Source organism: Microbacterium sp. ZW3a (assembly GCF_057167165.1).
Map to the genome: position 1 here is coordinate 424,212 of NZ_CM169903.1, position 22,040 is coordinate 446,251.

Annotated in this window: 14 protein-coding genes; 13 read left to right on the forward strand and 1 reads right to left on the reverse strand. The window is 70.5% G+C overall.

What is annotated here, in order from left to right; all coding sequences use genetic code 11:
- The first annotated feature begins 63 nt into the window (after nt 1–63).
- The 13 genes from ACU6WY_RS02020 to ACU6WY_RS02080 all read left to right on the forward strand — a co-directional run bounded on the left by ACU6WY_RS02020 (nt 64) and on the right by ACU6WY_RS02080 (nt 21,254).
- Nucleotides 64–1,200 carry a serine/threonine-protein kinase gene (locus ACU6WY_RS02020; RefSeq protein ID WP_483820818.1) on the forward strand — a complete coding sequence of 379 codons (1,137 nt, stop codon included), beginning with the start codon at nt 64–66 and terminating at the stop codon, nt 1,198–1,200.
- On the forward strand, nt 1,197–7,154 hold the full coding sequence (locus ACU6WY_RS02025; RefSeq protein ID WP_483820819.1) for an Ig-like domain-containing protein: 5,958 nt from the start codon (nt 1,197–1,199) through the stop codon (nt 7,152–7,154). Before ACU6WY_RS02020 ends, ACU6WY_RS02025 begins: the two co-directional genes overlap by 4 nt.
- A 27-nt stretch (nt 7,155–7,181) precedes the next feature.
- The gene (locus tag ACU6WY_RS02030) at nt 7,182–8,147 is read left to right on the forward strand and encodes an AAA family ATPase (RefSeq protein ID WP_483820820.1); all 966 of its coding nucleotides are present in this window, start codon (nt 7,182–7,184) and stop codon (nt 8,145–8,147) included.
- Between the two features lie 43 nt (nt 8,148–8,190).
- Entirely contained in the window at nt 8,191–9,567 is a 1,377-nt protein-coding gene (locus tag ACU6WY_RS02035; protein ID WP_483820821.1) for a DUF58 domain-containing protein, read from the forward strand.
- A complete protein-coding gene (locus ACU6WY_RS02040; RefSeq protein ID WP_483820822.1) occupies nt 9,564–12,047 on the forward strand; it encodes a transglutaminase TgpA family protein in 2,484 nt (827 codons plus the stop codon). Before ACU6WY_RS02035 ends, ACU6WY_RS02040 begins: the two co-directional genes overlap by 4 nt.
- An 11-nt stretch (nt 12,048–12,058) precedes the next feature.
- Nucleotides 12,059–13,546 carry a DUF5684 domain-containing protein gene (locus ACU6WY_RS02045; RefSeq protein ID WP_483820823.1) on the forward strand — a complete coding sequence of 496 codons (1,488 nt, stop codon included), beginning with the start codon at nt 12,059–12,061 and terminating at the stop codon, nt 13,544–13,546.
- Nucleotides 13,543–14,190 (forward strand): hypothetical protein, encoded by a 648-nt coding sequence (locus ACU6WY_RS02050; protein ID WP_483820824.1) that lies wholly within the window; start codon nt 13,543–13,545, stop codon nt 14,188–14,190. Before ACU6WY_RS02045 ends, ACU6WY_RS02050 begins: the two co-directional genes overlap by 4 nt.
- Before the next feature lie 294 nt (nt 14,191–14,484).
- The gene (rpsL, locus tag ACU6WY_RS02055; protein WP_013584051.1) at nt 14,485–14,853 is read left to right on the forward strand and encodes a 30S ribosomal protein S12; all 369 of its coding nucleotides are present in this window, start codon (nt 14,485–14,487) and stop codon (nt 14,851–14,853) included.
- Between the two features lie 5 nt (nt 14,854–14,858).
- Entirely contained in the window at nt 14,859–15,329 is a 471-nt protein-coding gene (rpsG, locus tag ACU6WY_RS02060) for a 30S ribosomal protein S7 (RefSeq protein ID WP_022878284.1), read from the forward strand.
- Between the two features lie 86 nt (nt 15,330–15,415).
- Entirely contained in the window at nt 15,416–17,530 is a 2,115-nt protein-coding gene (gene fusA / locus ACU6WY_RS02065) for an elongation factor G (protein ID WP_483820825.1), read from the forward strand.
- Nucleotides 17,531–17,690: 160 nt separating this feature from the next.
- The gene (gene tuf, locus ACU6WY_RS02070) at nt 17,691–18,884 is read left to right on the forward strand and encodes an elongation factor Tu (RefSeq protein WP_077050668.1); all 1,194 of its coding nucleotides are present in this window, start codon (nt 17,691–17,693) and stop codon (nt 18,882–18,884) included.
- 107 nt (nt 18,885–18,991) lie between these two features.
- Nucleotides 18,992–19,276, forward strand: coding sequence for a hypothetical protein (locus ACU6WY_RS02075; RefSeq protein WP_483820826.1), 285 nt, complete (start codon nt 18,992–18,994; stop codon nt 19,274–19,276).
- A gap of 73 nt (nt 19,277–19,349) precedes the next feature.
- Nucleotides 19,350–21,254 (forward strand): DUF4012 domain-containing protein, encoded by a 1,905-nt coding sequence (locus tag ACU6WY_RS02080; RefSeq protein WP_483820827.1) that lies wholly within the window; start codon nt 19,350–19,352, stop codon nt 21,252–21,254.
- A gap of 21 nt (nt 21,255–21,275) precedes the next feature.
- On the opposite strand, the gene lepB is transcribed toward ACU6WY_RS02080, so the two are convergent.
- A complete protein-coding gene (gene lepB / locus ACU6WY_RS02085) occupies nt 21,276–21,992 on the reverse strand; it encodes a signal peptidase I (protein WP_483820828.1) in 717 nt (238 codons plus the stop codon).
- Nucleotides 21,993–22,040: the final 48 nt, after the last annotated feature.

Genomic DNA, 22,040 nt, shown 5'->3' on the forward strand with positions numbered 1-22,040 from the left:
TTGTTAGAGTTGCCGGGTTGTTCGCCCGCTCGCTCGCGGGCACGGGTTCCGGGGAGGGGCGAGATGCCGCAGCGCCTGCCTTCCTCGCCCCCGATCCTTCCGGGACTCGCCTACATTCGTCCCCTGGGGTCGGGCGGGTTCGCCGACGTCTTCCTCTACGGGCAAGACATGCCGCGGCGAGACGTGGCCGTGAAGGTCCTTCCCAGCGACGTGCGCGACCCCGATCTGCTGCGCATGTTCAACGCCGAGGCCGACGTGCTGGCACACCTCTCGGCCCACCCCTCGATCGTCACCGTGTATCAGGCCGGGATCTCGGCCGACGGGCGCCCGTACATCGTGATGGAGTACTGCCCCGGCTCGCTCTCCCAGCGGTACCGTGTGGAACGGATCCCCGTCGCCGAAGTGCTCTCGATCGGCGTGCGCATGGCGGGGGCGCTGGAGTCGGCGCACCACGCCGGTCTCGTGCACCGCGACGTCAAGCCGAGCAACATCCTCGTCACCACCTTCGGGGCGCCCGTGCTCGCCGACTTCGGCATCTCGTCGTCGCTGGTGCAGCAGGGCGCCGATGAGATGCTCGCCATGTCGGTGCCGTGGAGTGCGCCCGAGGTGATCGCCGAGCAGACCGCCGGCACCGTCTCGAGCGAGGTGTGGAGCCTGGGGGCGACGGTGTATTCGCTCCTGGCCGGGCAGAGCCCGTTCGAGCGGCGCGAGCGCGGCCAGAATTCGCGCGAGCAGCTGCGACGACGCATCGCGCGCGCGTCGTACACCGAGATCTCCCGTGCGGACGTACCGCCGTCGCTGCAGCAGACCCTGGCGCGAGCGATGTCGCGTAACCCCGCCGACCGGTTCGTCAGCGCGCGAGAGTTCGGTGAGGCGCTGCAGACGGTGCAGGCCGAGCTGGGGGTGCCCGCCACGCCGCTGGAGGTGCCCGCGGCGGAGTGGGCGCCGGCGGCCCGCGCGGTCGACTTCGCCGACGGCGCGTTGCGGGGTCCCGCGCGCTCCCGCGTCGAGCGCGAGGGTGGGCGGAAGCTCCGCGGTCCCTCCGGGGTCGCCGGCCTCGCCCGCGACGAAGACACCGACATCTCGGCCCCGTCGGCGCGGGGGCGCCGCGTGCTGCCGTGGGCGCTCGCCTCGGCGACACTCGTCGCCGCGGCCGCGGTCGTCGTCGCGGCACTGCTGGCCACCGGGGTGCTGCGGTGAGACGCCGCACCCTCGCTGGACTCACGGCGAGTCTCGCCGCCGTCGCCGTCGTGGTGACGGCGAGCATCGTCTGGCCGGGGCTCGATGCCCAGGAGACCCCGGCGGTCGACACCTCGGTCTGGGCGCTGCAGACGGCCGAGGGTCAGCGATACGCCCGCGTGAATACCGCCGTCGGCGAGCTCGACACCGTCCGGACGGCGGGAAATCCCAGCCAGGTCGTGCAGGGCCCCGACGGCGCGTACCTCTTCACCGACAGTTACAGCAAGATCGCGCGGATCGACGAGGCGCAGCCGGTCGACCTGCAGGAAGAGCAGCTCGAGTCCGCCCCCGAAACGCCCCCGGGCACGACCTCGGTGGTCACGGCGGGCGACTACGTCGTCTCCCGCACCGACACCGGCACGCTCTTCGCCAGCAGGCTCAGCCGCGCGGACCAGACGGCCACCGAGCTCGACCCGTTCGGCACCGCCCGCGACGACGAGGCCCCGGCCTACACCGCGGATGCCATCGCCCTCGACGACCGTGGCATCCTCTTCGCCTACTCGTCGGCCGACGCCTCCGTCATCCGCTACGACATCGAGGCCGACGAGCTGAAGGGGCGCGACGCGCTCGACGTCGACGCGGCGTCTCCCGTGGTGTCGGCCGCGGGCGATGACTGGGTGCTCGTCGACGCCGACGACGGACGGGTGTGGGTGCGCGGCCGCGACGCGATTCAGCTCGACACCGCCGAGCAGCTCGTCGTCGCCGAGCCCGACGCGCGCGGGCGCACGGTCTTTCTCGCCGACGAGCAGTCGCTGTGGACCGTCCCCGTCGACGGCTCCGAGCCGCGCCGCGAGGTCGGGGCCGGGGGGAACGTGCTCGGACAGCCGGCGAAGCCGCTGTCGCGTGACGGCGTCGCGTACGCGGCGTGGCTCCTTCCGGGTGAGGCGCGCGGCACGCTCTGGCGGTCGGATGCCGGTGAGACCGACCTCGATTACGCCGGTGCGTCGTTGCCCGACCAGCGTCGACCCGTCTTCGTCGCGACGGAGCACGCCGTGATCCTGAACGAGACCCGGACGGGGTGGGTGTGGACCGTGCCCGACGGGGCACTCGTGGCATCCAGCCAGAGCTGGACGCTCGACGATCGCACCCAGGAGGCGGCGGTGCAGAGCGACGAGCAGCTGAGCGTCGTGCTCGATCCGAAGCCGCCCCTCGCCGAACCCGACGCGTTCGGCGTTCGGGCCGGTCGTCTGGTGACGCTGCCGGTGCTGTTGAACGATCACGATCCCAACGAAGACGTGCTGAGCATCGTGGCCGAGAGCGTCACGGGACTCGACCCGGGATTCGGAAGTCTCTCGGTGACCGACGACGGGCAGCGTCTCGCGGTGCGCGTCGCGCCGGGCGCGGCGGGAACCGCCACTTTCTCGTATGCCGTCACCGATGGCACCGCGGTCGATGGCCTGACCTCCGCACCGACGACCGTGACGCTGTCGGTCTCGCCCGAGGATGCCACTGCCGCGCCGGTCTGGTGCGGGGTCGACAAATGCCTGCAGCCCTGGCCCACCCCCGAGGTCGCGCGCGGCGGCACCCTCACCGTGCCCGTCCTCCCCGGCTGGGTCGACCCCGACGGCGACCCCCTCCTGCTCCTCGCGGTCGAGAACGCCAGCGGCGTCGGCAGCGTGGCGTCCACCCCCGCGGGTGAGGTCGTGTACCAGCACGCCGACGACGGATCGGGGGGAGAGCAGACGATCCAGCTCGATGTCACGGTGGCCGACACCACGGGCGCGACGACCACCAAGCCGTTGCTCATCCGTGTCGCCCCCGACCCGGCTCTGGCGGTCCAGTCCTTCGCCGTCGTCGACACGGCGGGGTCCGCCCTGACGATCGACGTGGGGCCGCACGTCACCGGAACCGCCGGCGACATCACCGTCGGGTCGGTCCGCGTTCTCGACGACGCTGCCGCGACCGCGACGGTGGTCGGCGGGACCACCACGTTCGACTTCACGGCCGCGGAGCCGGGGGTCTATCGGGTGGATTTCACCGTGACCGGCGGCGGCCGCGACGCGACCGGCACGGCGCGCATCACTCTGCTCCCCGCCGATGCGCCGGCCGACCTGTCCACCGCGCCGGTCGTCGCCTTCGTGCGCCCGCAGGAAGACGCCACCCTCGACGTCTTCGCCGCGGTCTCCAACCCCACGGGGCGCGTGCTGCTCCTCAGCGACGTTGCTGCCTCGGCCGAAGAGGGCGCTTCGCTCAGCGTCGACACGGTCGGCCAGAACGATCTGCGGGTGTCGGGGAACACCGCCGAGGGCGGCCCCGGCCTCCTCGGCACCGTGGCGTACACGGTCAGCGACGGCACCGACGATGAGGGGTCGAGCGTCGGGGGAGAGGCGACGGTCTACCTCCTGCCGCCGGCCCCCGAGATCGCCCCGATCGCCGTCGACGACACCGTGACCGTCCGCGCCGGCGCCCAGATCGACATCCCCGTGCTCGACAACGATGTGTCCCCGGCGGGCGGACGCCCGACGCTCGACCCCTCGTCGGTGCAGGCCCGGCCCGAGAGCGACGCCCTCGCCTTCGCCTCCGGCGGTGTCCTGCGCTACCTCGCCCCGACCGCGCCCGGCACGTACGAAGTGACCTACCGCGTCTCGACGACCGGCACCCCGTCGCTGTGGGACGAAGCCACGGTCCGCATCACGGTGCTCGGGCCGGAGGCGAACCGCGCGCCCCTGCCCGATACGCTGCGCGGCCGCGTGCTCAGCGGCGGGACGACGACGATCCCCTTCCGCGGCTTCGGCGCCGACCCCGATGGCGACGCGGTGGTGCTCGATCGCATCGTCAGTCAGCCCGACCGGGGGACCGCCTCGATCTCGGCCGACGGCGCGGCGATCGTGTACTCGTCGGTGCCCGGCGACCGGGGGCAGGTGTCGTTCCGCTACCGCGTCGCCGACTCCTCCGGCGCCACGGGTGAGAGCACCGTGCGCATCGGAGTCCTGGATGCCGAGGCCAACCCGAGCCCCATCACGTTCACCGACTACGTGCAAGTGCAGGCCGGCGCCGACGGCCGCATCCGCGTGAGTCCGCTCGCCAACGACATCGACCCGACGCAGGGCCGGCTGGCTCTGACGGCGGTACGCCCCGATCTTCCTCGGACGCTCGTGGACGGCAGCGACAACCCCGAGTACGCGCGCTTGGACTCCCTGATCGAGGGCGTGACCGGAACCAGCGTGGTCATCCGCGCGGGCGAGGTACCGGCGACCATGTCGTTCCTCTACGACGTGGAGTCCGACTCCGGCAACACCGGTCGCGGTCTGATCGTCGTGAAGGTCGTGCGCGAACGCGTGCCTGATTTTCCGATCGTCTCCGACACCGTCCTCACGGTCGAGGATCGCGAGCAGTTCGTCTCCGGTGTCGACGTGCTCGAGGGACACGCGACCTGGTCGGGCGGAGAAGTGGCCGACCTCCGCGTGTCGCTATGGGGCGAGCCCACGGGAGTGCGCGCCGAGGGGCGCCGCATCTCCGGTGAGCTTCCCGCCACCCGACGGGTCATCCCGTTCGCCGTCACGGGTACTGTCGGAGACGACGAGGTCACGACGTACGCGTTCGTCCGCGTGCCCGGCGACGACGACCTGACTCTGGCGCTTCGCCCCGGGTCCGCCCAGCGCGTCGACGAGCTCGCTTCGGTCGAATTCGACATGACCGCGCTGGTCGCCATCCCCCGCCGAACCATGCTCGAGGTCGGCCCCGAGGTGACCACGACCGGCGTCCGCGCCGACGGGCGCTGCAGTGTGACCGGCACCGTCGTTCGCTACGACGCCGGAGCGGGGTCGCCGTGGACCGATGCCTGCCAGGTGTCGGTTCGGATCGCGGGCACCGAGGACTGGACGCTGGTGTCGGTCCCCATCGGGGTGGTCGCCCGCGAACCCCAGCCCGAGCTGCGGCCCGCTTCGCTCACCGTCGGCCCCGGGGAGACCGCCACCTTCGACCTGCGCAAGATGACTTCGTGGCAGCTGGGTCGTGAGGACTGGGCCGGCATCCGCTACGCGCTCGACTACGCCGGCTCGGCGTTCTCGTCGGTGACCCTCGACGGCTCGACCGTCACCGTGACGGGTGCCGACCGCGCGATCCCCGGCGGCGAGAACGCCGCGGTGATCTCGGTGACGAGCCACGCGGCGGTGGCCCCGGCCCGTCTGCTGCTGCGCGTGGGATCCGCTCCCTCCACACTCCCGCAGGGCGGCACCACCACGCTGCAGTGCTCGCAGGCCTCGGGGTCGAGTTGCACGATCGAGGCCATCGGCATCCCGGGTGAGGTCAACCCGCTGCCCCGCACGCCGCTCGAGGTCGTGGGCGTGCGACCGACGAGTACCTGCGCGGGGGTGAGCTTCGACGTCGGCTCGGCGTCGAGCGTCGTGGCGTCGTGGACCGCCGATGCGCCCGGGGCCACCTGCGCGGCCAGCGTCACGCTGCGCGATGCGCAAGGGCGCGCGACCGCCGCCTCCCGTGACGCCCGTGTCGTGCTCGACCTGCAGGGATTCCCCCGCGCCCCCGCGAGCGTGCGGCAGACGGCCTACGCCGACGGGTCGCTCACGCTGCGCGTCGACCCGGGCGAGGCACGCCGCGCCTACCCGGCGATCACGGGGTTCACCGTGCGTGCGCGCGGCCAGGTCGTCGCCCAGTGCGGGCCCGACGGATCGTGCCCCGCCATCGAGGCGCCCAACGGTGAGCAGCGCGAGTACGTGGTCACCGCGGTCAATGCGGTCGGAGAGTCCCGCGGCGCGGTCCGCACGACCGCCTGGGCCTACGACCCGCCCGCGCGACCCCGGTCGGCGGAGTTCACGCCCGTCGTCACCGCCGATGGTGCGGGCAACGTCGCCGATCTCGTCATCCGCGGCGTGGAGTCCTCCGAAACGGGGCAGCTCGAGATCCGCGCTGCCACCGGCGAGACCCAGACCGTCAGCGTGGGGCGCAATCAAGACGACGTCCGCGTCGACGGGTTCCGCATCGGCAGCAACGCCCGCACCGAGGTGACGGTCACCCCGACCTCGCGCTTCGAGATCCCCTCCGGGCTCGGCGGTTCGGCGCAGGGGGCGGCCCTGGTGTTCTCGGCCCACGGTGTGGGGGCGCCGACCGACGCGCAGCTGACGCTCACCTCCCGGTCCACCGGCGACGGGGTCTCCACGGTCACGGCCGAGGGCACGGCGCGCCCCAACGGCACCGACTCGCAGCTGCGCTACGGCATCGTCGAGGGAACCGCCTGCCGCGTCGGCGACGGCGGACCACGCCGAGAGTTCCCGGGCCTCGAGGACGGCCAGGAGTACTCCTTCACCCTGTGCGTGGAGTCGAGCTACGACGGGCGCTCGTTCGGGTCGACGTCCGTGACCGAGCAGATCCGCGTCGCGCAGGACACCGCCGCCCCCCGCGGTTACACGTTCCGCGTCGGGGCGGATGCCGAGGTGCGCGACGAGGACGGGCGTCCGGTCGCCCGCTGGCGCATCTCGGGCATCGAGGAGGGGAACGACCCCCCGCGCTTCAACGAGGTCCGATACACCAACTTCGACGGCCAACGCTCGAGCGTCTTCGGCTCCGACCCCGGCATCGGCGTGTATTTCCAGCACGGGGTCTGGCAGACCACCTCCGAGGTGGGACGCGTCGCCCCCGCCGCGGGCAGCGCGCCGTACCAGGTGCAGGCGAGTGCCCGCGTCGCCTCCTGCGTGGGCGGGGAGCGTCTCCAGATGGCGCTCAGCTCGAGCAACGACCAGGCCGAGCTCACGCTCGACCCGTCGGCGCTGCGCTACATAGACGAAGACGGCGAGGTGCTGACTCCCGCCGAGGGCTCCACCGTCGTCCCGATCGGGGCCGTGCGCGTGGAGAACGTGCGCGTCACCGCCGACTGGTCGGCGCGGGGCTGGGGCCTGGACTCCGCGGTCCTCGAAACGCAGTCCCGCTGCACGCCCGGCACCCCGCCCACCGAACCCTGATCCCCCCACCGAGAGAGATTCACCGACATGACGATCACCCAGGAGCAGGCCACCTGGTTCGCCCAAACCTTCTCGCAGATCGCCGACAACGTCGAGCGCGCCGTGCTCGGCAAACGCCACGTCGTCGAGCTGGTGCTCACCGCGATGCTCAGCGACGGTCATGTGCTTCTCGAAGACGTCCCCGGCACGGGGAAGACGTCCCTGGCCCGCGCGGTCGCGCAATCGGTGCAGGGCACGAATACCCGCATCCAGTTCACCCCCGATCTGCTGCCGGGCGACATCACGGGCATCACGGTCTACGACCAGAAGAGCGGCGCGTTCGAATTCCACGCGGGCCCGATCTTCGCCAACATCGTTCTCGCCGACGAGATCAACCGCGCGAGCCCGAAGACCCAGTCGGCGCTGCTGGAGGTCATGGAAGAAGGCCGCGTCACCATCGACGGTGTCTCGCGCGAGGTGGGCGTGCCCTTCCTCGTGCTCGCCACGCAGAACCCGGTGGAGCAGGCGGGCACTTACCGGCTCCCCGAAGCCCAGCTCGACCGCTTCCTCCTGCGCACCTCGCTCGGCTACCCCGACCATGCCGCCACCGTTCGCATCCTCGACGGCGCCGCCGTGGCCACGGCCGATCTGCGCCCGATCATCACCCCGCAGGCCCTCGTCGGCATGGCCGACCTCGCCGCGAGCGTCTACGTCGACGCGCTCGTGCTCGACTACATCGCCCGCATCGTGGATGCCACCCGCTCGGCCGACGAGGTGCGGCTGGGGGTCAGCATCCGTGGCGCACTCGCCCTCACCCGGGCGACCCGCGCCCGGGCCGCCGCGCACGGGCGCACCTACGCCACTCCCGACGACGTCAAGGCGCTCGCCGTCGCCGTGCTGTCGCACCGCCTGATCCTGCATCCCGAAGCCGAGTTCGACGGGGTGACGCAGGAAGCCGTCGTCGGACAGGTGCTGCTGGACACCGTCCCGCCCACCCAGCGCGAGAGCGCCTGAGCATGCCGTCCCCCCGAATGCTCCCCGCCCAACGGACGGCCCCATGCCCGATGTGAGTCGCACCGAGTCGCGCCTGACGCGCACCTCGGCCGCGACCATCGGCACCGGGTCGCGCACCTCGATCACCTCCACCTCCACCCGGCGCACGCGGCGCCTCGTGCGGGCGGCGGTGCGTGCCGCGGAGGTGTGGCGGGTCATCGTCGAGGCGCTGGAGACCGCCGCGCGATGGGCGGGCCGAACGGTGCGCCCCGCGGGGGCGGTCGTCGCGGTCGCGGCCACGGTCGGGCTCGTGCTCGGCCTGACGTTCGGGTGGGTCGAGTGGATGGTCGCCGGCGCGGTGGCCCTGCTGCTGCTGGCGATGAGCGTGCCGTTCCTCTTCGGCGCGCGCGCCTACGACGTGGATCTCACGCTCACCCACGAGCGGGTCGTCGCCGGCCACGGCGTGACGGGCCAGATCGTCGTGCGCAACGACAGCACGCGCCCCGCCCTGCCGGGCCGGCTCGACATCCCGGTCGGGCGCGGGCTGGTCGAGTTCGGGGTGCCCCTGCTCCGCCCCGGCCATGACGTGACGGAGCCCCTGGAGATTCCCCCGTTGCCGCGCGGGGTCGTGCGTATCGGACCGGTGACCACCGTCCGGAGCGACCCGGTGGGTCTGCTGCGGCGCGAGCACGCCTTCGACGACGTGCACGATCTCTTCGTCCACCCGCGGACGGTGGCGCTGCCCTCCACCAGCGCGGGTCTCGTCCGCGATCTGGAGGGCAACGCGACCCGACGGCTCGTCGACGCCGATATGTCGTTCCACGCCATTCGCGAGTACGTCCCCGGCGATTCCCGACGGCAGGTGCACTGGAAGTCGACGGCCAAGACCGGGCGGCTCATGGTCCGCCAGTACGAGGAGTCGCGCCGCTCGCGCATGGCCGTCGTGCTCGCGGCCGCGACGCAGGAATACACCGATGGCGACGAGTACGAGCTCGCCGTTTCGGCGGCGGCCTCCCTCGGCGTGCGCGCCGTGCGCGATGCGCGCGACATCGACGTGGTCACCGGCTCCGAGATCCCCCGGGTGGTCAGGGGACGGCTGCGGGCGATCCGCCACGTGCCATCGGTGACACCGCGCGCCCTGCTCGACGGGTTCAGCGGTCTCGAGCGGCACGAGAACACCATGCCGGTCGAAGACGTCTGCCGCCTGGCATCCGAGGCGAACGAACGCCTGTCGATCGCCTTCGTGGTCGTTGGGTCGCTCGTGCCGCTGACGCGTCTCCGTCAGGCAGCGCTCGCGTTTCCCAGCGACACGGCCGTCGCCGCGGTCGTGTGCGACGAGCGCGCGCACCCGCGGATGCAGAGCATCGCGGGGCTGACTGTCCTGACGATCGGGACGCTCGACGACCTCGCCGGCCTGCTCGTGCGCGGAGCGACCTCGTGAGCGCGGCGTCCCGCGAGCGCGACCCCGCCCGCGTCCCCCGCGGGATCGCCGGCGGTCTCTACACGCTCGTGTCGGTGGCGCTCGCCGCGGTCGCGGCCTGGCCGGTGTACGCCTCGACGTCGTTCCTCGTGCTCGTCGCGGTTGCCGCACCGGTCGCCGCGGGCATCGTCGCCCTGTGCGCGTGGCGCCGCTGGGGGCCGGGGGTGTCGGCCGCCCTGATCGCCGGTGCCTTCGTCGTCCTCGCCGTGCCGCTCGCTGTTCCGACGCGGCTGGGAGGACCGCTCGAGATCCTCCGCGGTCTCGGCGAGGCCCTCGCGGGTGTGGTCGTGGCGTGGAAGGACCTCGTCACCGTCGATCTGCCGGTGGGGGCCTACCGCAACCTGCTCGTCCCGGCTCTGGTGGTGTTCCTGGTCGGGACGGCGGTGACTCTCGCGCTCTCGTGGCGCGCCGACCGACGCGCGGTCGCGGCCGTCGTGAGCGGTGTGGCGATGAGCGGATTCGGTCTGTTCTTCGGACGCACCTCGACCAGCGCACCGGTGGCCGTCGGTCCCGTGACGCTGAACGCCCCCGTCGAGACCGCGGTGGGGGTCGCGGCGATCCTGTCGGCGGTGCTGTGGCTCGCGTGGCGCTCGCGCGACGAGCGGACGCGAGCGCTGCGGCGGGCGAGCGAGAGGGGTGCCGTGGTGGCCCCGCGGCGCCCGTCTCGCACGGATCGCCGGCGGGCCGCCCTGGGCGCGGGCATGCTCGTCGTCGCGGTGGTGGTCGCCGTCGCCGTCGTCCCCTGGGCCGCCCGGGATGCCGATCGCCGGGTGCTGCGCTCGGCGGCGGGGCCCGAGCGGCAGATCGCCGAGGCGGCGAGCCCCCTGTCGGGGTACCGGGCGATGTTCTCCGACGACCGTTCCGACGACGTGCTGTTCCGCGTGGCCGCGGCGGGCACGGAGCCCGAGCGCATCCGCGTGGCGACGCTCGACGTCTACGACGGCGAGATCTTCCGCTCGTCGGGTTCGACGCCCGGAACCTTCGTCCGCGTTCCCTCCCGGCTCAACGCGGGCGAGGGGCGCACGGTGGAGGCCGACATCGAGATCGTGGATTTCGACGGCATCTGGATGCCGACGGCCGGCCGGTTGGAGTCGGCGACGTTCGGCGGGGAGCGGCAGAACGTGCTCGCCGATCGCTTCTACTACAGCGAGGACGCGGAGGCCGGGGTGCAGATCGCCGACGGCGGGCTGACCGCGGGCGATCGCTACCGGGTCTCGGGCGTGGAGCAGACGGGCGACGACCCGGCGACGCTCGCCGCCCCGGGTTCTCCCGGGGGAGTCGCGGGCGGAGAGAATCTGCGCCGGTGGGTCGAGGAGCACGCCACGGGCGACTCCGGCGCCGATCTCGTGGCGCTCGTGCAGCTTCTGCGCGAGCGCGGCTACCTCAGCCACGGACTCGCGCCCGCGGCGGGGGCCCCGACCCCGGCCTGGACCACCGATCTTCCGGGATACCAGCTGCAGCCCAGTGCCTCCGGACACTCGCTCGCGCGCATCGAGACGATGTTCGCGCGTCTCCTCGACCGCGAGAGCGACCCCCGCGCCCAGGCCACCGACAACTTCGTCGCGGCCGTGGGTGACGACGAGCAGTTCGCGGTGGCCGCGGCCCTCGTGGCTCGAGAACTCGGTTTCCCGGCGCGGGTGGTGGTGGGAGCGCGTCTGACCTCTTCCGATCCGGCGCTGCCCACCTGCGAGAACGGCGAGTGCCGGGCACGGGATCTGAGCGCGTGGGTCGAGGTGCAGGGCAGCGACGGTCGATGGGTCGCGTTGGACGTCACCCCCCAGTGGGAGCAGTCGCCGAGTCTCGAGGTCACCCAGCAGCGCGATCCGGAGAACGTCACCGAAGTGCGCCCCGACACCGTCGACGAGGTCGTTCCGCCCGATCCGGTGCAGGAAGACAACGCGCTCAGCGACGAAGAGAAGCCCGATGACGGGCTCGACCTCTCGTGGCTGTGGCCGATCCTGCGTGTCGCGGGGATTTCGCTCCTGGTGGTTCTCGTGCTGTTCGGTCCCTTCCTCGCGATCATCGTGGCCAAGGCCGTCCGCCGACGCGGGCGCCGACGCGACCCCGACCCCCGCGCCGCGATCGCCGGCGGCTGGGACGAGTACGTCGATGCCGGGGTCGATGGCGGCCGCTCGCTGCCGCCCTCCTCGACGCGTCGCGAGCTCGCGGAGGCGCTGGACACCCCTGCGGGACGGCGGCTCGCCGACGACGCCGACCGGGCCGTGTTCTCCTCCCGGACGGTCACCGCCGACGAGGCATCCGCCTTCTGGCTCATCGTCGAGGGCGAACGCCGCGAACTCCGTCGCCAGCGCGGCTGGTGGCGGCGCGTGCGCGCGGCCGTATCGTTGAGATCGTTCCTGCGGTTCTTCGCCCCGCGCCCCACGCGCCGACGGCCGCCGCACCGCGACGAGAGGGGGACGCGTCCGTCCCGTGGACGGTGACGCAACACGACATGAACGACTCCACTGCTGTCCTTCTGGGGGCGGCGACCCTCGTCCTTTTCGCCGTCCTCTACGTCTGGTGCGCCCTGGCCCTGGCCGCGGTGTTCGCCAAGGCGGGCGAGGCGACCTGGAAGGCGTGGATCCCCGTGGTCAACGCCGCGACGGTCCTCGCACTCGGCGGTTTCTCGCCCTGGTTGGTCCTGCTCAACGTCATCCCCCTGTTCGGGTCGATCGCCTTCGTCGTCGTGTGGGTGATCGCCGTGTATCGGGTCACCGTCGCCTTCGGCCGCGGAGCCGGCATGACGGCTCTGGGTGCGCTCATTCCGGTCGTGTGGGCCAGCATTCTGGGATTCGGCGATGCGCGCTGGGAGGGCGGCCCCGTTCGCCGCTCCGGCGGTGTCGACGAGGAGTCGGCGCCCGTGCGCCGCAGACAGGATTTCGACGGTCCGTACGTCCCGCTCGTCGGGGGCTGGATCCCCGAGCCCGAGCGCTCGTCCTCCGACGCGGATGCCGAGCCGCGCGAGAGCTCCGGAGCGGCGCCGGAGCCGATCGACCTGCTCTTCGCGGCTCCGTCGTCGTCACGTGCCGACGCCGAGCCGTCCCCGGCCGAGTGGATGCCACTCACCCCCGCCACCGCGCCTGACCGGGGCACGCAGGCCCCCGCCGAGGCCCGCGAGAGCGCGGTCGTTCCCGCCGGGCGCGATGACAGCGCCGCGGTGCCGGGTGCGTGGGAGTCGGTGTCCGAGGCGCTCGCCGCGTTGCGCGCCCCCGACGCGCGCGAACAGGAGACCGACGACGGCGCACGCGACAGCGAATCCGACGGCGACGAGGAAGCACCCGTCGCCTGGCGCGGACCCGCGCGGCGCGGCCGCGAATCGGACGAGGCGAATTCCACCGTGCCCATCGCCGACGTGCCGCTGACGCGGCCCGCGCCGCCCGCGCCGGTCGCGGCCCCGGTGCCGAGCCGAAACGACCACGGGCCGGGGGAGGAGTTCCCCGAGCTGTCCGAAGCCGTGTCCGCCGTTCCCGAGGCGCCGCAGGCCGGCGCGCCGCGCTCGGCCCGCACCTCCGTCTCCGCGCTGTACAGCCAGCCGGAGTTCGCCTCCGACTCCGACGACGATGACCTCGACGCTCTCGACCGGACCGTCGTCACGCGCCGTCGCCGCATCCCGTGGGTCCTCATCGCGCCGAACGGCACCCCCGTCGACCTCACCTCCGATGTCGTGATCCTCGGCCGACGGCCGGCCCCGGACGGGGATCACCCCGAGGCCCAGCTCGTGGCGATCGCCGACGATACGCGGACCGTGTCCAAGACCCACGCGCGGCTGCAGCTGCGCGGAGAGACCTGGTTCGTCACCGATCTCGAATCGACCAACGGTGTGCTGTTCGCCACGCTCATGGGCACCGAGGTCGAAGCACCTCCCGGCGAGGAGATCGAGGCGGGGGAGCGCTTCTTCCTCGGTGACGCGGAGGTGCGCCTCGCGCGGAGGCAGCCGTGAGCGGTCCCGACGACGTTCCTGACGACCCGGACGACGTCACCCTGTGGGCCGGCCGGCTGCGTCCCTGGCCGGCGCGCACGCCCGAGGACACTCAACCGGATGCCGGCGCCGACGTCGACGACGACACCGCGGTGTCGCCGCGCGGGGGGAGTGCAGACGAGGCACGTCGCGCGTCCCTGCTGTCCGCGACGGCTCCAGTCGAAGAGCCGGCCGACGAGACGGTTCCCACCCGCCGACGCAGCCCTTCCTCCCCGGACCCCGAACTCGACGACCACACCGAGCACACGGTCGTGCGCGAAGCGCGGGGGAACGACCCGGAGCCTCTCGCCGCTGACACGGCCGCCGGAAGCCGGCGTCCGCGTGCGCGTCCGAGCGCTGCCGCCGCGGCCGAGGAGCCCGAGGGCGCCGTCCGCGAGGCGCGCGTACCCTCCATCGCGGATCGCGAAATCTATCGTCCGCGCCCCGACACCGCGATCCGCGTCCCCCGCAGCGTGCCGACGGCCCGGCCGAGCGTCGCACCGGATGCCGCGGAGGCGCGCCCCCGCGCGTCCCGCGGCCGCCGGACACCCGTGTTCCTCGTGCTCGCCGCCGTCGCTCTGCTCGTGGCTGGTGCCGCGGTCGCGCTCGTGCTGTTGATGGGGTAAGTGTTCACCCGGGTACGTTTGCCCGCACCCTCGCAGGCGCGTATCATTGAGCGGGTGTGCGTTCACGCGCGCCGTGTGTCGTGCCTCCGGGCAAGATAGCGGAACAACGCTCGCACCATCTCAGGGAATGACCTGCGAACAGGTCACCCCCACGGCATATCCACCACTACCGCGTCCGATCATTCTGACGCGCGGCGGATCACACGTGAGCCCGACACGTCACGAATCGCAAGATGCGCGAAGTCTCGGGGGAGACACGACGCTGTCACCGTGCAGCACAAACAAGGAGAGAACGTGCCAACCATTCAGCAGTTGGTTCGCAAGGGCCGCTCGCCGAAGGTCTCGAAGACCAAGGCTCCCGCGCTGAAGTCGAACCCCCAGCAGGCCGGCGTGTGCACCCGCGTGTACACGACGACCCCCAAGAAGCCGAACTCGGCCATGCGCAAGGTCGCCCGCGTGAAGCTGCGCAACGGCACCGAGGTCACCGCGTACATCCCCGGTGAGGGCCACAACCTGCAGGAGCACTCGCTCGTGCTCGTCCGCGGTGGTCGTGTGAAGGACCTCCCCGGTGTCCGTTACAAGATCGTCCGCGGTGCGCTCGACACCCAGGCTGTCAAGAACCGTAAGCAGGCTCGCAGCCGCTACGGCGCGAAGAAGGGCTGAGAACCATGCCTCGTAAGGGTCCCGCCCCGAAGCGTCCCGTCGTCAACGACCCGGTGTACGGCGCTCCCGTCGTCACCCAGCTGGTCAACAAGATCCTGGTCGACGGCAAGAAGTCCCTCGCCGAGTCGATCGTCTACGACGCCCTCCGCGGTGTCGAGGCGAAGAACAGCCAGGACGCTGTCGCCACCCTCAAGAAGGCGCTCGACAACGTGCGCCCCACCCTCGAGGTCAAGAGCCGCCGTGTCGGTGGCTCGACCTACCAGGTTCCGGTCGAGGTCAAGCCGCACCGCGCGAACACCCTCGCGCTGCGCTGGCTCGTGAGCTACGCCAAGGGTCGTCGTGAGAAGACGATGACCGAGCGTCTGCAGAACGAGATCCTCGACGCCTCGAACGGCCTCGGTGCCGCGGTCAAGCGCCGCGAAGACACCCACAAGATGGCCGAGTCGAACCGCGCCTTCGCGCACTACCGCTGGTAAAACCCGCGGCGGGTCCGTGACCGCACCCCGGTCACGGACCCGCTGAGGGCCCGGCATCAACCTCCCAACAGGTAAGGAAGACACCCGTGGCACAAGACGTGCTCACCGACCTTCACAAGGTCCGCAACATCGGCATCATGGCGCACATCGATGCCGGCAAGACGACGACGACCGAGCGCATCCTGTTCTACACGGGCGTCAACCACAAGATCGGTGAAACGCACGACGGTGCCGCGACCACCGACTGGATGGAGCAGGAGCAGGAGCGTGGCATCACGATCACCTCCGCCGCCGTCACCTGCTTCTGGGACAAGAACCAGATCAACATCATCGACACCCCCGGACACGTCGACTTCACGGTCGAGGTCGAGCGTTCGCTGCGCGTGCTCGACGGTGCCGTTGCCGTCTTCGACGGCAAGGAGGGCGTCGAGCCCCAGTCCGAGACGGTGTGGCGCCAGGCTGACAAGTACGACGTCCCGCGTATCTGCTTCGTCAACAAGATGGACAAGCTGGGCGCCGACTTCTACTTCACGGTCGACACGATCGTGAACCGCCTGAAGGCCAAGCCCCTCGTCATCCAGCTCCCCATCGGTGCCGAGAACGACTTCGTCGGCGTCATCGACCTCGTCGAGATGCGCGCCCTGGTGTGGCCCGGTGACGCCAAGGGTGACGTGACCATGGGTGCGAAGTACGAGATCCAGGAGATCCCGGCCGACCTCGCCGACAAGGCCGCCGAGTACCGCCAGCAGCTGCTCGAGACCGTCGCCGAGTCCGACGACGCGCTCCTCGAGAAGTTCTTCGGTGGTGAGGAGCTCACGGTCGCCGAGATCAAGGGCGCCATCCGCAAGATGACGATCAACTCGGAGCTGTACCCGGTTCTGTGTGGCTCGGCGTTCAAGAACCGCGGCGTGCAGCCCATGCTCGACGCGGTCGTCGACTACCTTCCCTCGCCCCTGGACGTGCCCGCCATCGAGGCGCACGACCCCAAGGATGAAGAGATCGTCATCGAGCGTCACGCCGACCGCGAAGAGCCCTTCGCGGCGCTCGCGTTCAAGATCGTGACGCACCCGTTCTTCGGTCGCCTCACCTACATCCGCGTCTACTCGGGTCACCTCGACTCCGGTGCCCAGGTCGTCAACGCGACCAAGGGCAAGAAGGAGCGCATCGGGAAGATCTTCCAGATGCACGCCAACAAAGAGATGCCGGTCGACTCGGTTACCGCCGGTCACATCTACGCCGTCATCGGCCTCAAGGACACCACCACCGGTGACACCCTGTGTGACCCGGCCAACCAGGTCGTCCTCGAGTCGATGACGTTCCCCGAGCCGGTCATCGAGGTCGCCATCGAGCCCAAGACCAAGGCCGACCAGGAGAAGCTGGGTGTCGCCATCCAGAAGCTCGCGGAAGAAGACCCCACGTTCCGCGTGGAGCAGAACTCCGAGACCGGTCAGACGGTCATCAAGGGCATGGGCGAGCTTCACCTCGACATCCTCGTCGACCGCATGAAGCGCGAATTCAAGGTCGAGGCCAACGTCGGAAAGCCCCAGGTGGCCTACCGCGAGACGATCCGCAAGTCGGTCGACCGCCACGACTACACGCACAAGAAGCAGACCGGTGGTTCGGGTCAGTTCGCGAAGATCCAGTTCGCGCTCGAGCCCCTCGAGGTCACGGCCGACAAGACCTACGAGTTCGAGAACAAGGTCACCGGTGGTCGTATCCCGCGCGAGTACATCTCGCCGACCGACCAGGGCTTCCAGGACGCCATGAACGTCGGCGTGCTCGCCGGCTACCCCATGGTGGGCGTCAAGGCGATCCTGCTCGACGGTGCCTCGCACGATGTCGACTCGTCGGAAATGGCGTTCAAGATCGCCGGTTCGATGGGCTTCAAGGAGGCCGTCCGCAAGGCGAACCCCACCATCCTCGAGCCGATCATGGCCGTCGAGGTGCGTACTCCCGAGGAGTACATGGGTGACGTCATCGGTGACCTGAACTCGCGTCGTGGTCAGATCCAGTCGATGGAAGACGCCGCCGGCGTCAAGGTCGTCCGGGCCAACGTGCCGCTGTCCGAGATGTTCGGCTACATCGGTGACCTGCGCTCGAAGACCTCCGGCCGCGCCGTCTACTCGATGGAGTTCGACAGCTACGCCGACGTCCCGAAGGCCGTGGCCGACGAGATCGTCCAGAAGAACAAGGGCGAGTAACACCGCTCTCTTGGATGCCGGGGGCCCGCGCCCCGGCCGGGTTCCCGGCATCCGCTCAAACTCAATATCGACTCTCTAGTAACCTGAGAACCATCCCCGCGGAGAACCGGTCGCAATCCAGCGCCCGCGACTTCGCATCTACCGTCCTGAGGAGGACCCAGTGGCTAAGGCCAAGTTCGAGCGGACCAAGCCGCACGTGAACATCGGAACGATCGGTCACGTCGACCACGGCAAGACCACGCTCACCGCTGCCATCTCGAAGGTGCTCGCCGACAAGTTCCCGTCGGCCACCAACGTCCAGCGTGACTTCGCGTCGATCGACTCGGCGCCGGAAGAGCGCCAGCGCGGTATCACCATCAACATCTCGCACGTCGAGTACGAGACCCCCAAGCGTCACTACGCTCACGTCGACGCCCCGGGTCACGCCGACTACATCAAGAACATGATCACCGGTGCCGCTCAGATGGACGGCGCGATCCTCGTGGTCGCCGCCACCGACGGCCCGATGGCTCAGACGCGTGAGCACGTTCTGCTCGCCAAGCAGGTCGGCGTCCCCTACCTGCTCGTCGCGCTGAACAAGGCCGACATGGTCGACGACGAGGAGATCCTGGAGCTCGTCGAGCTCGAGGTTCGCGAGCTCCTCTCCTCGCAGGACTTCGATGGCGACAACGCCCCCGTCGTGCGCGTCTCGGGCCTGAAGGCTCTCGAGGGCGACGAGCAGTGGGTCAACTCGATCGTCGAGCTCATGGAGGCCGTCGACGAGTCCATCCCCGACCCGGTGCGTGACAAGGACAAGCCGTTCCTCATGCCCATCGAGGACGTCTTCACCATCACCGGTCGTGGAACGGTCGTCACGGGTCGCGCCGAGCGCGGTACCCTCGCGATCAACTCCGAGGTCGAGATCGTCGGCATCCGCCCGACGCAGAAGACCACGGTCACGGGTATCGAGATGTTCCACAAGCAGCTCGACGAGGCCTGGGCCGGCGAGAACTGTGGTCTGCTCCTTCGCGGCACCAAGCGTGACGACGTCGAGCGCGGCCAGGTCGTCGTGAAGCCCGGTTCGGTCACCCCCCACACCAACTTCGAGGGCACGGCGTACATCCTGTCCAAGGAAGAGGGCGGCCGTCACAACCCGTTCTTCACGAACTACCGTCCGCAGTTCTACTTCCGTACCACCGACGTGACCGGCGTCATCACGCTGCCCGAGGGCACCGAGATGGTCATGCCCGGTGACACCACCGAAATGTCGGTCGAGCTCATCCAGCCGATCGCCATGGAAGAGGGCCTCGGCTACGCGATCCGTGAGGGTGGCCGCACCGTTGGTGCCGGTACCGTCACCAAGATCCTCAAGTAAGTCCTTTTCGGACTGACCGGCAAGGGCCGGGCCTTCGGGCCCGGCCCTTCGTCGTGCCCGGGATGGCCGTCTCGGCGACGCGCCGGGCCGCGGGTAGAGTCGCTCGCGTGAAGCCGCTCTCTCGCATCCTCGGCGTCCTCTCTCTCGTGCTCGCCATCGCGGCGGTCGGCGTTCCGGCGCTGGGGGCGGTGCTTCTCCTGCAGACCGATTCGGCCACGCTCATCTCCCGGGCCCCGCTGGTCGGACTCGCCGTCGCCGGCGCGGGGATCGTGCTCGGCGTGGTCGGCTATCTCGTGGGTCGCCGTGGCCGAACCACCGCCCTGCCGATCATTGGCGGACTCAGTTCGCTCATGGTCGCCATCGGCTTCGCTGTGGCGCCGCTCTTCGCGTAAATTCCCGCCGCGTTCCTCGCGGGGTGTCCGCCCAGACAGAACTCGCCCAGGCGCGCTGACCTAAGATTCCCCCATGGCTGAGAACCTCCGGCGGGATGCCAGGAACAGGGCGTTACAGAAAGAGGACGACGCCCTCGACCTGCGCGCAGATGCTGACACGGAGCCCACCGGGGGGCAGGAGACGACTGCCCGGCGTCGTGTGTGGCCGTGGGTCGTCGGTGGTGTCCTCGGCCTTCTCGGCGGGGCTGCCGCCGTTGTGGGTGTTCTCGGTGCCACGTTGACCGCTCAGGCCGTCGAGGTGCGCGACGACCTGCTGGTGGCGAGGTCGACGATCGGCGAGTTCACATCGCTCGTCGAGGCCAAAGACGAGGCCGGACTCCAGGCGGCCGCCGCCGACGTCAGCATGCGTACGGCCCGTTCCGCCGAGACCGTGCAAGGGCCGCTCTGGCAGATGGCATCCGATGTTCCGATCGTCGGGGCGAACATCGACGCGGTCTCGCGGGTGACCCGGGCGGTGAATATTCTCGTGCGCGATGCGCTGCCGCCGGGCATCCAGATGATCACCGACCTCGACATCACGAAGCTCGCCCTCGAGGGGGGCGGTTTCAATCTGCAGCCGTTCCAGCAGGCGCAGGCGTCCATCCCTGTCGTGTCCCAGGCATTCATCGCCGCGAAGGCAGAGACCGATGGCATCCAGTCGGATCATTTGCTGGATGCCGTTGCGGGACCGGTGGGCGAGATCCGCGACGTCATCGACCGCACCGCACCGACGCTCGACGTCGTGAACCGGTACCTTCCGACTCTCCTCCGCATGGCCGGCGGCGAGGGCAGCAAGACCTACCTGATCGTCTTCCAGAACAACGCCGAGATCCGCGCGACCGGGGGCAACCCGGCGGCGAGCATCATCATGAAGGTCGACCAGGGCAAGTTCGAGCTGCTCGACCAGGCGAGTTCTGCGACGTTCTACGAGGCGGGCACGGCCGGCGAACAGGTCACCGATCTGCCCGGCGAAACGCTCGCGCTCTACCCTCCGACCTTCGCGCGGTACTCGCAGGATTACACGATGACGCCGAACTATCCGACGACGGTACAGCTGTTCCAAGACCTGTGGACCCGCACCAACGGCGAGAGGTTCGACGGGGTCATCTCGATCGATCCGGTGGTTCTGTCGCACATGCTCCGCGTGGCGGGGCCGGTCGAGGTCGCCGGCGAGCAGATCACCAGTGACAACGCCGTGAGGGTGCTCCTCAGCGACGCGTACGAGCGGTTCCCCTCGGGCCGGGACTCGGATGTCTTCTTCTCCGAGGTCTCGCGCGCGGTCTTCTCGCACCTGACCGCCGGGAAGTGGGACCCCGCCTCGATGCTCGACGCGCTCACCCTGTCGGCGCAGGAACAGCGCCTGATGCTGGCGTTCACCGATGAGGAGGCGCAGCGACTCTCGACGGAACTCGGGCTCGACGGAGCTCTCCTCTCCGACAACACCGTGGCGACGCAGGTGGGGACCTACCTCAACGACTACTCCGTGGGAAAGCTCGAGTATCACCTCACGCAGGCGGTCGCGGCGACGTGCGACGCCTCCGCGCGGACGATCACCACGACAACGACGCTGACGAACTCGATCCCCGACAGCATCCAGAGCAAGTACACGCTGGGGTACCGCAACGGGACGTACGGGCTGCCGCGGACCTCGATGATGCTCGACGTGCTGTTCTTCGCCCCGCCGGGCGGCCAGGTCATCGCGACCGACCCGGCGCGCAGCGACGAATCGGGCTTCGACCGGTCGGGAGCGCAGAACGGCAACAGTGCGCTCAGCCGTCTGGTGGTCGTGCCGCAGGGCGAGTCGCGCACCGTGTCATCGACCGTTCAGATTCCGGAGGGGCCGCTCGGTCCGCTGCAACTCCGTCACACGCCCACGGCGTCCCAGACGCCGGTGACGATCGACCCGTCGTGCGACGCGCTGTTCGCGCCGGCAGGCTGACCGCGGGACGGCACCACGGTCTCAGTCACCGCCGGTGAATAGCCGGGCCCGGTCGATCGGCCACACGATCGCCACGACCTTTCCCCGCATGTCGGCGCGGGGAACGAATCGTGCACACCCGGCAGGCGCAGGGACCGCCCCACGGCACGCGATCACCGAGTCGGCGGAATTCGCCCGGTTGTCTCCCATCACCAGGTACTGGTCGTCGGGCACGAGGATCGGTCCGAAACAGCGCAGGGATGCCGGGACCGTGGCGCAGTCGATCACCCCAGGGGTGAAGGGCGCGTCGGTGACGACGTAATCCTCGACCAGGGCGGTTCCGTCGACTTCGACCTGGCCCCGGTCGGAACAGCATCGGACCGTCGATCCTGGTTCGCCGATGATGCGCTTGACGAGGGCGTCGTGGTTGCTGGGGCCGAACCCGACCAGGTCGCCCACCCACCCCACGGCGGTGCGAAGAGGACTGCGCTCGGGCGCTGGCCCCCAGCTCTGTGGCCGCGAGAACACCGCGATGTCGCCCGCGCCGGGCGCGGAGACGGTGTACGCGATGCGGCTCGCGGCGATCCTGTCACCGGCCTCGAGCGTCGTCGACATCGATGCCGACGGGACCTGGAACGCCTTGATGACGAAGGCCTGAGTGAGCGCAAGCACGAGCACCGCCATCACGAGGTGCGTGAAGGGGGACCGGCGCACACGCTGCCAGAGGGACGAACGCGGGGCCGTGTCGGGGGTAGTCATGCCGCCATGATCAGGCTTCCCTGCGCGGGACGTGTCGCGGGCCTGCTC

What these genes read in the sequence shown, in the direction of transcription:
- ACU6WY_RS02020 (WP_483820818.1), top strand. Translation starts at nt 64, where the DNA reads ATGCCGCAGCGCCTGCCTTCCTCGCCCCCGATCCTTCCGGGACTCGCC.
- ACU6WY_RS02030 (WP_483820820.1), top strand. Translation starts at nt 7,182, where the DNA reads ATGACGATCACCCAGGAGCAGGCCACCTGGTTCGCCCAAACCTTCTCG.
- ACU6WY_RS02035 (WP_483820821.1), top strand. Translation starts at nt 8,191, where the DNA reads ATGCCCGATGTGAGTCGCACCGAGTCGCGCCTGACGCGCACCTCGGCC.
- ACU6WY_RS02045 (WP_483820823.1), top strand. Translation starts at nt 12,059, where the DNA reads ATGAACGACTCCACTGCTGTCCTTCTGGGGGCGGCGACCCTCGTCCTT.
- rpsG (WP_022878284.1), top strand. Translation starts at nt 14,859, where the DNA reads ATGCCTCGTAAGGGTCCCGCCCCGAAGCGTCCCGTCGTCAACGACCCG.
- ACU6WY_RS02080 (WP_483820827.1), top strand. Translation starts at nt 19,350, where the DNA reads ATGGCTGAGAACCTCCGGCGGGATGCCAGGAACAGGGCGTTACAGAAA.
- lepB (WP_483820828.1), bottom strand. Translation starts at nt 21,992, where the DNA reads ATGACTACCCCCGACACGGCCCCGCGTTCGTCCCTCTGGCAGCGTGTG.